Origin of the sequence: Geodermatophilus sp. Leaf369, from assembly GCF_001424455.1 — a bacterium.
Lineage (GTDB): Bacteria > Actinomycetota > Actinomycetes > Mycobacteriales > Geodermatophilaceae > Klenkia.
The window spans coordinates 515,999-528,157 of sequence record NZ_LMQA01000001.1 but is presented as its reverse complement, the minus strand read 5'-3'; the positions used below and the strand labels follow the sequence as shown (position 1 = coordinate 528,157).

At 74.6% G+C, this 12,159-nt stretch carries 12 protein-coding genes and 1 tRNA gene; 8 read left to right on the top strand and 5 right to left on the bottom strand.

The window, feature by feature from the left end:
* Positions 1–78: 78 nt before the first annotated feature.
* Positions 79–339 carry a 30S ribosomal protein S20 gene (rpsT, locus tag ASG36_RS02595; RefSeq protein ID WP_055759078.1) on the bottom strand — a complete coding sequence of 87 codons (261 nt, stop codon included), beginning with the start codon at positions 337–339 and terminating at the stop codon, positions 79–81.
* 199 nt (positions 340–538) lie between these two features.
* Between rpsT and lepA the strand changes: the two genes are divergently transcribed.
* From lepA to ASG36_RS02575, 4 genes are read left to right on the top strand one after another with little or no spacing between them, the layout of a single operon-like run.
* Entirely contained in the window at positions 539–2,377 is a 1,839-nt protein-coding gene (gene lepA / locus ASG36_RS02590; protein ID WP_055759075.1) for a translation elongation factor 4, read from the top strand.
* The gene (locus ASG36_RS02585; RefSeq protein ID WP_055759072.1) at positions 2,374–3,021 is read left to right on the top strand and encodes an MOSC domain-containing protein; all 648 of its coding nucleotides are present in this window, start codon (positions 2,374–2,376) and stop codon (positions 3,019–3,021) included. The genes lepA and ASG36_RS02585 overlap by 4 nt, the downstream gene beginning before the upstream one ends.
* 52 nt (positions 3,022–3,073) lie before the next feature.
* Positions 3,074–3,760 (top strand): LppX_LprAFG lipoprotein, encoded by a 687-nt coding sequence (locus ASG36_RS02580; RefSeq protein WP_055759069.1) that lies wholly within the window; start codon positions 3,074–3,076, stop codon positions 3,758–3,760.
* Positions 3,729–5,447 (top strand): MFS transporter, encoded by a 1,719-nt coding sequence (locus tag ASG36_RS02575; protein ID WP_055759066.1) that lies wholly within the window; start codon positions 3,729–3,731, stop codon positions 5,445–5,447. Before ASG36_RS02580 ends, ASG36_RS02575 begins: the two co-directional genes overlap by 32 nt.
* A 90-nt stretch (positions 5,448–5,537) precedes the next feature.
* On the opposite strand, the gene ASG36_RS02570 is transcribed toward ASG36_RS02575, so the two are convergent.
* Entirely contained in the window at positions 5,538–6,503 is a 966-nt protein-coding gene (locus ASG36_RS02570; RefSeq protein WP_055759063.1) for a zinc-binding dehydrogenase, read from the bottom strand.
* A gap of 41 nt (positions 6,504–6,544) precedes the next feature.
* Entirely contained in the window at positions 6,545–7,546 is a 1,002-nt protein-coding gene (gene selD, locus ASG36_RS02565) for a selenide, water dikinase SelD (RefSeq protein ID WP_055759058.1), read from the bottom strand.
* Positions 7,547–7,573: 27 nt separating this feature from the next.
* Here selD and ASG36_RS21725 point away from each other — a divergent pair.
* The 4 genes from ASG36_RS21725 (at position 7,574) to ASG36_RS02550 (ending at position 11,195) form a co-directional block, all read left to right on the top strand.
* A tRNA-OTHER gene (locus tag ASG36_RS21725) sits at positions 7,574–7,669 on the top strand.
* An 18-nt stretch (positions 7,670–7,687) separates the two neighbouring features.
* A complete protein-coding gene (selA, locus tag ASG36_RS02560; protein WP_055759055.1) occupies positions 7,688–8,968 on the top strand; it encodes an L-seryl-tRNA(Sec) selenium transferase in 1,281 nt (426 codons plus the stop codon).
* Entirely contained in the window at positions 8,959–10,704 is a 1,746-nt protein-coding gene (selB, locus tag ASG36_RS02555) for a selenocysteine-specific translation elongation factor (protein ID WP_055759053.1), read from the top strand. Before selA ends, selB begins: the two co-directional genes overlap by 10 nt.
* A gap of 53 nt (positions 10,705–10,757) precedes the next feature.
* The gene (locus ASG36_RS02550) at positions 10,758–11,195 is read left to right on the top strand and encodes a GNAT family N-acetyltransferase (protein WP_157498522.1); all 438 of its coding nucleotides are present in this window, start codon (positions 10,758–10,760) and stop codon (positions 11,193–11,195) included.
* Positions 11,196–11,197: 2 nt separating this feature from the next.
* Here the strand turns inward: ASG36_RS02550 and ASG36_RS21720 are convergent, their stop codons facing one another.
* Positions 11,198–11,356 carry a hypothetical protein gene (locus ASG36_RS21720; RefSeq protein WP_157498520.1) on the bottom strand — a complete coding sequence of 53 codons (159 nt, stop codon included), beginning with the start codon at positions 11,354–11,356 and terminating at the stop codon, positions 11,198–11,200.
* Positions 11,357–11,394: 38 nt separating this feature from the next.
* On the bottom strand, positions 11,395–12,156 hold the full coding sequence (locus tag ASG36_RS02545; RefSeq protein WP_055759047.1) for an enoyl-CoA hydratase-related protein: 762 nt from the start codon (positions 12,154–12,156) through the stop codon (positions 11,395–11,397).
* Between the last annotated feature and the right edge of the window lie 3 nt (positions 12,157–12,159).

Genomic DNA, 12,159 nt, shown 5'->3' with positions numbered 1-12,159 from the left:
AACGCGACGAGCCCCCGTCCCCGGTGGGGGAGGGGGCTCGTCGGGAGCGCGCCGCGGCCGGGGGCCGCGGACGTCGCGTCAGATGCTGGCGGCCTGCTTGGCCAGCGCCGACTTGCGGTTCGCAGCCTGGTTCTTGTGGATGACGCCCTTGCTCGCGGCCTTGTCGAGCGCCTTCGAGACGGTCAGCAGCGCCGCGTTGGCAGCCTCGGCGTCGCCGGTGCCGGCAGCCTTGTGGAAGCGTCGGACCGACGTCTTCAGGGCGGAACGGACCGCGACGTTGCGCTTGCGCGCGATCTCGTTGGTCTTGATCCGCTTGATCTGGGACTTGATGTTCGCCACGCGTGAGCCTCAGGGTGTTCGGAGGGAGGGGTACTTCTGACAGTGCGTCCGCGGCAGCGCAGGACGCACCACAGGACCGGTCTCACAAGATACCAGGGACCTGGGAGCGCCCACCAGGTCGCACCGGGTGCTCCGGCCCACGGCGACACCGGAGGTGAGCGGTCACGTCGTCGTCGGGACGTGGGACCATGGCAGCACTGTGACTGCACCCGCCCGCACCGACCCGACCCGCATCCGGAACTTCTGCATCATCGCCCACATCGACCACGGCAAGTCGACGTTGGCCGATCGGATGCTCGAGGTGACCGGCATCGTCGAGGGGCGCAACATGCGCGCCCAGTACCTCGACCGGATGGACATCGAGCGCGAGCGCGGGATCACCATCAAGAGCCAGAACGTGCGGCTGCCGTGGACCCCCCGGACCGGTGAGCACGTGGGCACCGAGTTCGTGCTCGACATGATCGACACCCCGGGCCACGTGGACTTCACCTACGAGGTGTCCCGCTCGCTGGCCGCCTGCGAGGGTGCCGTGCTGCTGGTCGACGCCGCCCAGGGCATCGAGGCGCAGACGCTGGCCAACCTGTACCTGGCCATCGAGAACAACCTGACGATCATCCCGGTGCTCAACAAGATCGACCTGCCGGCGGCGCAGCCGGAGAAGTTCGCCGCCGAGATCGCGCACATCATCGGCTGCGACCCCGACGACGTGCTGCGGGTCAGCGGCAAGACCGGCGAGGGCGTGCCCGAGCTGCTGGACATGATCGTGGAGAAGATCCCGGCCCCCACCGGCAACGCCGACGGTCCGGCCCGGGCGCTGATCTTCGACTCCGTCTACGACATCTACCGCGGGGTCATCACCTACGTCCGCGTCGTCGACGGCCGGATCTCCGGCCGCGAGCGGATCAAGATGATGAGCAACAACGTCACCCACGAGCTGCTGGAGATCGGCGTCATCAGCCCCGAGCCCAAGCCGGTGGAGAGCCTCGGCGTCGGCGAGGTGGGGTACTTCATCACCGGGGTGAAGGACGTGCGCCAGTCCCGGGTCGGGGACACCGTGACCCTGCAGCACGCGGCAGCGACCGAGTCCCTCGGCGGGTACCGCGACCCCAACCCGATGGTCTACTCCGGGCTCTACCCGATCGACGGCAGCGAGTACCAGCTGCTGCGTGAGTCCCTGGACAAGCTGCTGCTCAACGACGCCGCGCTGGTCTACGAGCCCGAGACGTCGGCGGCGCTGGGCTTCGGCTTCCGGGTCGGCTTCCTGGGCCTGCTGCACCTGGAGATCGTCCGCGAGCGTCTCGAGCGCGAGAGCGGCCTGAGCCTCATCTCCACCGCGCCCAACGTCGTCTACCGGGTGGTGATGGAGGACGGCAGCGAGCACGTCGTCACCAACCCCAGCGACTGGCCGCACGGGAAGATGGAGAAGATCTACGAGCCGATCGTGAACGCCACGGTGATCGCCCCCAGCGACTACACCGGCACGATCATGGAGCTCTGCCAGGGCCGACGCGGCTCGCTGACCGGGATGGACTACCTGTCCGAGTCCCGCGTCGAGCTCCGCTACACGCTGCCGCTGGGTGAGATCATCTTCGACTTCTTCGACTCGCTGAAGTCCCGCACCCGGGGCTACGCCAGCCTGGACTACGCCGAGGCCGGCGAACAGGAGGCCGACCTGGTCAAGGTCGACATCCTGCTGCAGGGCGAGGCCGTCGACGCGTTCTCCGCGATCGTGCACCGGGACAAGTCCTACGGCTACGGCGTGATGATGGCCGGCAAGCTGCGCGAGCTCATCCCGCGCCAGCAGTTCGAGGTGCCCATCCAGGCCGCCATCGGCGCCCGGGTCATCGCCCGCGAGACCGTCCGCGCGATCCGCAAGGACGTGCTGGCCAAGTGCTACGGCGGTGACATCACCCGCAAGCGCAAGCTGCTGGAGAAGCAGAAGGAGGGCAAGAAGCGGATGAAGATGGTCGGCCGCGTCGAGGTCCCCCAGGAGGCCTTCGTGGCCGCGCTCTCCAACGCCGAGCCCGCGAAGAAGTGACCGGCCGGCTCGAGGCGGTCTGCGTGTCCGGTGCGGACCTCCACCCGCTGCCGGGCAAGCGCCCCTCGACGTCGGGCATCCACAAGCGCCCGGTCGACGGCCGGGTCGCCGTCCTCGAGGAGACCCTGGACGGCGACCGGCAGGTCAACCGCAAGCACCACGGCGGCGAGGGCCAGGCGGTCTACGCCTACGCCCAGGCCGACGCCGACTGGTGGCAGACCGAGCTGGACCGGGAGCTCCCGGCCGGTGCGTTCGGGGAGAACCTGCGCACCACCGGCCTGGACCTGACGAACGCCGTCCTCGGCGAGCGGTGGGCCGTCGGCTCGGCGGTGTTCGAGGTGACCGCACCGCGCATCCCGTGCGCGAACTTCGCCCGCTTCTGGGACGTGCCCGACCTGGTCAAGCGGTTCACCGCGCACGGGGCGTCGGGTGCCTACCTGCGGGTGCTGCAGACCGGGGAGATCGGTGCCGGCGACGCCGTCCAGGTGCTCTCCCGGCCCGACCACGGGGTGACCACCGGCCTGCTGTTCCGGGCGCTGACCACCCAGCGCGCCCGCCTGGTGGAGGTCGAGCCCGCGCTGGCCGCCGTCCCGGACAAGGACCGCGCCAAGCTCTCCGCCCGGATCGCGGCCCTGCGGGCCTGAGCCCGCGCTACTGTCCGCCCGGGCCCCAGCGGGGGGCGCGGGGGAGGGACACGTGCGGGTGCGGACGACGGCGGTGCTGCTGCTCAGCGCCCTGGTGACGGCGGCCTGCGGCGGCGGCAGCGACGAGTCGGCCGGCGACCTCCTCGCCCGGGCCAAGACCACCCTGGACGCCACGTCCAGCGTGCACTTCGTGCTCACCAGCGACGGCGCGCCCAGCGGGGGCACCGCGGTGCTCGGCGGCGAGGGCGACATCGCCCGGCCGGCCTCCTTCGAGGGCACCCTGCAGGTCCAGGCGCTGGGCAGCTCGGTCGACGCGCAGGTCGTGTCGGTCGACGGCACCGTCTACGCCCAGCTCCCCCTCACCAGCGGCTTCAGCGTGGTGGACCCGGCGACCCTCGGCTTCGGCGACCCCGGCGCGCTCATCGACCCCGACGACGGCATCTCCCAGCTGCTGACCGCGGTCGAGTCCCCGGAGCTGGGTGAGGAGTCCCGGGTGGACGGCGAGGTCGTCCGGGAGGTCACCGGGTCGCTGCCCGGTGACCTGGTGGAGTCGCTGCTGACCACCGAGGACCCGTCGCAGCCGGTGGACGCGGTGTTCTCGATCGCGACGGACTCCGGCGAACTGCGCGAGGTGGCGTTGACCGGGCCGTTCTTCACCGCCGACGACGCGGGCGGCTACACGATCGTCCTGTCCGACTTCGGGGCCGATGTCCAGATCACCGCACCCCCCACCGGCTGACGTCCGGGCGCCCGGGCGGGCCACCCTCGCCCTGGCGACCCTCGCCGTCCTGGTGTCGGCCGCCGACACCTACGTCGTCGTCCTGGCCCTGCCCGACATCCTCACCGGCGTCGGGGTCGGGCTGGACCAGCTCCAGCGGGCCACCCCGATCGTCGGCGGGTTCCTGCTCGGCTACACCGCCACGCTGCCCCTGCTCGGCCGGCTCGCCGACCTCCGCGGACGGCTGCCGGTGCTGGTCGGCTGTCTGCTGCTGTTCGCACTCGGCTCGTTGCTGACCGCCACCGCGGTCGACCTGGGGCCGGCCGTGCTCGGCCGCGGACTCCAGGGCGTGGGCGCCGGCGGGCTGGTGCCGGCCACGTTCGCGCTGGTCGCCGACCGGTGGCCGCCGGAGCGCCGAGCGGTGCCGTTGGGCGTGGTCGGTGCGGTGCAGGAGGCCGGCGCCGTCCTCGGGCCGCTCGCCGGGGCCGCCGTGCTGGCCGTCACCGACTGGCGCGGGATCTTCTGGCTCAACCTCGTCCTGGGGGTCGGGCTCGCGGTCGCGCTGCGGGTGACCGGGCCTCCCCGGGAGGGCCGGGACGTCGTCGGCACGGCGCTCGCGGTGCTCGCCGCGGCGGCGTTGGCCCTGCAGCTCGGCGAGCCCGACGCGCTGGCCACCGACGTCACCCTCGGGCTGGCCTGGGTGCCGCTGGCCGGCCCGGGCTGGACGACGCCGCTGGTGCTCGTCGCCGTGCTCGCGACCGTCGGGGTGCTGGCCCGGTCGGCGGCGGCGGCGCACCCCGTGCTCCCGCTGCGCGGGCTGCCGCGGCTCGCCCGCGAGGTGGACCTGCTCGGAGCGGTGCTGGTCGTCGTCGCGCTCGGCAGCCTGGTGTGGGCGTTCGCCGCCGCCGACCCGGCATCGGAGGTGGTCGCGCACGGGCCGGTGCTCCTGCCGCTGGCGGCGGTCGCGGCGGTGGTGTTCGTGCTGCACGAGCGCCGGACGGCGGACCCGCTCGTGCCCCTCGGTGACCTGCGGCCGGTCGGCGCGTGGGGGGCGCTGCTGGTGAACCTGCTGGTCGGCGTCGCGCTGGTGGCGGCGCTGGTCGACGTCCCGCTGTTCGCCCGGGCCACCACCGCGACCGACCAGCTGGGCGCCGCGCTGGTCCTGGTGGAGCTGCTCGTCGCCGTCCCGGTCGGCGCGGTGGCCGGTGGCTGGCTGTGCCGGGTCGTCGGCCCGCGGTGGGTGGCCGGTGCCGGGATGGCGGTGGCCGCGGTCGCCTTCGTGGCGATGGGTCGCTGGGATGCCACGGCGCTGGACTCCTGGACGTCGACCGCCGCGCTGCTGGCCGCCGGGCTCGGCTTCGGGCTGGCGGTCGCCCCGGTCAGCGCCGTGCTCCTGGCGGTCACCCCGCAGCGGGTGCACGGCAGCGCGAGCGCGCTGGTCGTCGTCTCCCGGACCGTCGGGATGCTCGTCGGGCTGTCGCTGCTGACCGCGATCGCGCTCCGCCGGTTCACCGCCGCGGTGGCCGAGATCCCCAGCCCGCTGGTCACGTGCCCGACCAGCCCCACCACCTGCCCGGCCTACGAGGCCGCCACCGACGCCGCCGTCCTCACCCAGCTGCACACCGTCTTCGCCGGCGCCGCGATCGCCGCCGCCCTGGCCGCCGTCGCCGCCGTCCTCCTGCTGCGGGGGCCCCTACCGAAGCGTTGATCAGGGTCCTGCACCGACGTGCGTCCTCCCTCGTGGACGTTGGCGCGGGAGGACGCACGTTGATCAGGGACCCTGATCAACGCTCAGGGGTCAGACGGTGAAGACGATCTTCCCGGCGGTGCGGCCCTCGACCATCCGGGCGAAGCCGTCGCGGGCATCGGCCAGCGGCATCTCGACGTCGATGAGCGGGCGGACGCCGGCGGTGGCGCAGAACTGGATCAGGGACTCCAGCTCGGTGCGGGTGCCCATGGTGGACCCGACCACCGAGAGCTGGGTGAAGAAGACCCGGTTGAGCTCGGCGGAGGGGTCGAAGCCCGTCGTGGCGCCCGAGACGACAAGGGTGCCGCCGGGCTTGAGGGACTTGACGCTGTGCGACCAGGTGGCCTTGCCGACGGTCTCCATGACCGCGTCGACCCGGCCGGGGAGCCGGGCGCCGGTCTCGAAGGCCTGGTCGGCGCCGAGAGCGACGGCTGCGGCGCGCTTCTCCTCGCTGCGCCCGGTCACCCACACCCGGAAGCCGGCGTGCGAGCCGAGCACGATCAGCGCCGTCGCCACGCCGCCGGAGGCGCCCTGCACCAGCACGGTCTGCCCCGGGCGCAGGCCTGACTTCACGAACAGCATCCGGTAGGCGGTCAGCCAGGCGGTGGGCAGGCAGGCGGCCTCGGCGAAGGACAGCTCGGCCGGCTTGGGCAGCACGTTCCCGCGGGGGACGACGACCTGCTGGGCCAGCGTGCCCTGGTGCTTCTCGCTGAGCAGCGAGCGCTTGGGGTCCAGTGTCTCGTCGCCCCGCCAGTCGGGGGAGCTGATGACCGCGTGCACGACGACCTCGTTGCCGTCGGGGTCGGTGCCGGCGGCGTCGCAGCCCAGGATCATCGGCATCTTCTCCGCGGGAAGGCCGACCCCGCGCAGGCTGAAGACGTCGTGGTGGTTGAGCGAGGCGGCCTTGACGTCGATCGTCACCCAGCCGTCGGGGGCCTCGGGGGCCGGGCGTTCGCCGACCTCCAGCACCGAGAGCGGGTCGTCGGGGGACGGGGTGGACACGAAGGCTGCCAGCATGGCCCGACGCTAACGCCCGGCCCGACCCGGTGCGACGTGGGTCACCTGATGACGACGGCGTGCTCCTGCGCGGGCACGAACTCCCCGATCACCGGGGCGCCGGGCACCTCACCGGCCAGCAGCAGCCCGCCGGAGGTCTGCGCGTCGGCGAGCAGCAGCGCGTCGTCCTCGGAGCAGGCGGTGAGGTCGGTGTGCGGGCGCACCCAGTCCAGGTTGCGGCGGGTCCCGCCGGAGACGTACCCGTCGGCGACGGACTGCCGGGCGCCGGCCAGGTAGGGGACGGCGGCGGCGTCCACCACGGCCGTGACCCCGCTGGCCCGGGCCATCTTGTAGAGGTGGCCGAGCAGGCCGAACCCGGTGACGTCGGTGCCGGCCCGGATCCCGGCGGCGACCGCGGCGACGGAGGCCTCGGCGTTGAGCCGGGACATCGAGTCGATCGCCTCCGGGGAGGGCTCCCCGGTGGCCTTCATCCGGTTGTTCAAGGTGCCCACGCCCAGGGGCTTGGTCAGCGAGATCGGGGTGCCGGCCACGGCGGCGTCGTTGCGGATCAGCCGCTCGAGGTCGACCAGGCCGGTGACCGCCATGCCGTAGGTGGGCTCGGGGGAGTCGATGGAGTGCCCGCCGCCGACGTGGCAGCCGGCGGCCTGGGCGACCTCCAGCCCGCCGCGGAGCACCTCGGCGGCCAGCTCGACCGGCAGCACGTCGCGGGGCCAGCCCAGCAGGTTCACCGCGACCACCGGGGTGCCGCCCATGGCGTAGACGTCGCTCAGCGCGTTGGCCGCGGCGATCTTCCCGAAGGTGTACGCGTCGTCGACCACGGGGGTGAAGAAGTCGGTGGTGAGCACGAGGCCCTGCCCGCCGGCGATGCGCACCACCGCCGCGTCGTCGCCGTCGTCCAGACCGACCACGAGTTCGGCGGCGGGGTCGGTCGGGCCGGTGTGGGTGAGGCCGGCGACGACCGCCTCCAGCTCACCGGGCGGGATCTTGCAGGCGCAGCCCCCGCCGTGGGCGAACTGGGTCAGCCGGATCGCGGTCGCCGTCATGACCCGACCGTACGTACTCTCACCAGCGGAGGCGTCAGGGTGTCTGGTGACCCCCGCGGCCTCTAAAGCCGACGTGGCCCGGTACCCGGGTCAGGCGGGTTCGATTCCCGTCCGCCTCCGCCACAGCCCACCCCGGGAGAGATGACGACCGACCCCCGCCGCCTCGTGCCGCGCACCGACGCCCTGCTCGCCGAGCCCCGGGTGGCCGCAGCCGCCGACCGCCTCGGCCGCGACCTGGTCAAGGCCGTCGTGCAGGACGTGCAGCAGCGGGTGCGCACCGGTGACCTGCCGCCGGACGACGCCGCCGACGCGGTGCTGGCCGCCCTGCCCGGGACGGCGTCCAGCCTGCACCGGGTGCTCAACGCGACCGGGGTGCTGGTGCACACCAACCTCGGCCGGGCCCCGTGGTCGACGGCCGCGGTCGAGGCGGTCGTCGCGGCCAGCGGCACCACCGACGTCGAGCTGGACCTCGGCACCGGCCGCCGCGGGCCGCGCGGGGAGGGCGCGATCGGTGCCCTGCTGGCCGCGGTCCCGGCCGCCGAGGCGGCGATCGTGGTCAACAACTGCGCCGCCGCCCTCGCCCTGGTCGCCACCGCGCTGGGCGGTGAGCTGGTCGTGGCCCGCGGTGAGCTGGTGGAGATCGGCGACGGGTTCCGCATCCCGGACCTGCTGGAGTCCACCGGCGCGCGCCTGCGCGAGGTGGGGACGACGAACCGGGTCACCGTCGACGACTACACCGCCGCGGTCGGGCCGCAGACCGGTGCGGTGATGAAGATCCACCCGTCGAACTTCGTCGTCCGCGGCTTCACCCGGTCGGTCGAGGTCGCCGAGCTGGCCGCCGCCGTCGACGTGCCGGTGGTCGCCGACGTCGGCTCGGGACTGCTGCGTCCGCACCCCGCGCTGCCCGACGAGCCCGACCTGCAGACCACCCTCGCCGACGGCGCGGACCTGGTCCTGTGCAGCGGGGACAAGCTGCTCGGCGGTCCGCAGGCCGGACTGGTCTTGGGCCGTGCCGACCTGGTCCAGCGGCTGCGCCGGCACCCGCTCTACCGGGCACTGCGGGTGGACAAGACGACGCTGGCCGCACTGGAGGCCACGCTGCGCGGCCCGCAGCCACCGGTGCAGCGGATGCTCGCCGTCGACGTGTCCGAGCTGCGCACCCGGGCCGAGGCGGTGGTCGCGGCCCTGGGCGGCGATGCGCTCGTGGTCGAGGCCGGCGCCCGCGTCGGCGGGGGAGGGGCACCGGAGTTCGAGCTGCCCAGCGTCGCGGTCTCGCTGCCGGCGTCGCTCGCCGAGCCGCTGCGGCACGGCAGCCCGCCGGTCGTCGGCTACACCGCCGAGGGCCGCACCCTGCTCGACCTGCGCAGCCTCGACCCGGCCGACGACGAGGCCCTGGTCGCAGCGGTGCTCGCGTGCAGGTAGTCGCCACCGCAGGGCACGTCGACCACGGCAAGTCGACGCTGGTCCGGGCGCTGACCGGCATGGAGCCCGACCGGTGGGAGGAGGAGCGTCGCCGTGGGCTGACCATCGACCTCGGGTTCGCCTGGACGACGCTGGACTCCGGCCGCACGGTGGCTGTGGTCGACGTGCCCGGCCACGAGAAGTTCGTCGGGAACATGCTCGCCGGGGTCGGCTCGGTGCCCGCCGCGCTGATCGTGGTCGCCGCCGACGACGGCTGGAGTGCGCAGACCGCCGAGCACGTCGCGGTCCTCGACGCCCTCGGCGTGCGGCACGGGCTGCTGGTGGTCACCAAGGCCGACCTGGGCGACCCCGCGCCGGTGCTCGCCGACGCCCGTGCCCGGCTGGCCGAGACCTCGCTCGGGGAGGTGCCCGGCGTCGCGGTCAGCGCCCGCACCGGGGACGGCGTCCCGGCCGTCGCCGCGGCGCTGGAGCGGCTGCTCGCCGGGCTGCCTGCGCCGGACACCACCGCGCCGGTCCGGCTCTGGGTCGACCGGGCGTTCAGCATCCGCGGCGCCGGCACCGTCGTCACCGGCACGCTGGCCGCGGGCACGGTGCGCACCGGCGACCGGCTGGTGCTCGGTGGGCGGGACGTCTCCGTGCGGGGTCTGCACTCCCTGGGCGAGCAGGTCGAGGAGGCGAGCGCGACCGCCCGGGTGGCACTGAACCTGCGCGGCGTCGCCGTGGAGGACCTGTCCCGGGGCGACGCACTGCTCACCCCGGCGGCGTTCCGCGAGACCGACGAGCTCGACGTGACCCTGGTGCACCCGGTCGAGGACCGGCTGCCCGCCGAGCTGGTGGTGCACGTCGGCTCGGCCACCGTGGCCGCCCGGGTCCGGCCGCTGGACGACGCCGCGCTCCGGCTGCGGCTGGTGCACCCCCTGCCGTTGCGGGTCGGGGACCGGTTGATCCTGCGTGACCCCGGTGCCCGCCGGGTGCACGGCGCGGACGTCCGGGACGTCGACCCGCCCGCGCTCCGCCGCCGGGGGGCCGCTGCCGCCCGGGCCGGGGACCTCGCGGCCTCGGACACCGCGGAGGCCGGCGCGCTCGCCGATCTCACCCGCCGGCGGGTGGTGGTGCGCGCCGAGTTCGAGGCGATGGGCTGGCCGGTCCCCGAGGGCGCCACGACCGTCGGCCGCTGGCTGCTCGCACCCGGCCTCGCCGACGAGCTGGCCGCCTGGGTGCCCGCCGTCGTCGCCCGGTACCGCCAGCTGCGCCCGCTGGAGCCCGGCCCGCCGACCGCGGTGCTGCGCAGCGCACTGGACCTGCCCGACGCCGAGCTGGTGGCCGGGCTGGTGCGGGCCCCGCTGACCCTGCGCGAGGGCCGGGTGGTGGCCGCGGACTCCGGTCTGCCCGAGCCGGTGCAGCGAGCGGTCACGGGGATCCTCGCCCGGCTGGCCGCAGAGCCGTTCGCGGCTCCGGACACCGAGGCGCTGGCTGCCGCAGGCCTGGGCGCCCGTGAGCTGGCCGCGGCCGTGCGCGACGGGCAGCTGGTCCGGATCGCCGACGGCGTCTACCTGGCGCCGGGCGTCGAGCAGCGGGCCCGAACGGCGCTGGCTGCCGTGCCCCAGCCCTTCACCCTCAGCCAGGCGAAGCAGGCGTGGGGCACCAGCCGCCGGGTCGCCGTCCCGCTGGCCGAGTGGCTGGACGCCCGCGGGGTCACCGAGCGCCTCGGCGACGCGACCCGGCGGCTGCGCTGAGGACCGTCGTCCGGCTCGGTGCACCTACTGAGGCCGACTCACTGACGCGTGTGATGGCCGCACCGGCCGACGTCTACCCCGCGCACCTCACCGCCCAGGCCGAGGGCTCCTGTCTGCTGCTGGTCGCCGAGGTCGGCGGGCGGGTCGTGGGCACTGGGCTGCTTCGCTGGGCGCCGCGCGACGCCGTCGTCGCCGAACGGTGGCCCGGGATGCCCGAGGTCAGCAACCTGCAGGTGCACCCCGACGAGCGGGGGAACGGGCACGGCACCGCGCTGGTCGCGGACGCCTGCACGCGCGCCTCCGCAGCCGGGCACGCGCGCATCGGCATCGGGGTGGGCCTGGACAACCCGGAAGCCGCGAGGCTCTACCTCCGGCTGGGGTTCCTCGACACCGGCCTGGCCTACGCCGACGCGTACTCCTACACCGACGCGGACGGCGTGGAACGCGACGCGGTGGACGACGTCCGCTACCTGGTGCGCCGGCTGGACTGAGGTCAGCCGCCGGCGCCCAGCAGCACGGTGCGCCAGGCCCGCTCGAGCTCGCCCTCGTCGGGGACCGGAACAGCCGGGGGCGCGGCGGACGTCTCGACCAGCTCGTCGGGGTGCACCGGGCCGGGCAGGGTGCGGAACGCCGCCCGCGGGTCCTCGCTCATGCCCGCAGGGTCCCGCTGCCGCCGCCCCGGGGCAAGGGTCAGTCGGTGGGCACCCAGGACGCTGGGCGCTTCTCCCGGAACGCCGCGATGCCCTCCTGGCCCTCGGCGGAGGCGAAGAACCGGGCCGAGGTCGCCAGCAGCGGCTCGAAGTCCAGCTCGGTGCCCGAGCGCAGCAGCCGCTTGGTCTCGGCCAGCGCGAGCGGCGCACCGGCGGCCAGGGCCCGCACCTGCGCGGCCACGGTGTCGGTCACCGCGTCGTCGGCGACTGCGAGGTCCACCAGACCGGCCTGCGCGGCGGTGGCGGCGTCGAACACCTCGCCGGTGAGCATCAGCCGGTGCACCGTGTGGGCGGTCATCCGCGGGCGGCAGACCGCGGAGATGACGGCGGGGACGACGCCGATCCGCACCTCGGCGAAGCCGAACGTGGCCGACGCGCCCGCCACGACGACGTCGCACGCCGCGAGCAGACCCACCCCACCGGCCCGGGCCGGACCGCGGACGGCGGCCAGCACCGGCTTGGGGGAGTGCCAGAGCGTGGCCAGCAGCTCGGGGAACTCGTTGACGCCCTGGTCGGCCGCTGCGCCGCCGGCGGCCTCGGACAGGTCCATGCCGGAGCAGAACACCCGGCCGGTGTGGTCGAGCACGACGACCCGGACGGCGTCGTCGGCCAGCGCGTCCGCCAGCGCCTGCCGGAGCTGCGCCCGCATCGCCCGGGAGAGGGCGTTGCGGTTCGCGGGGGAGTCCAGGGTGAGGGTGGCGACGCCGCGGGACACCTCGACGTGCAGCACTGAGTCGGTCACGCG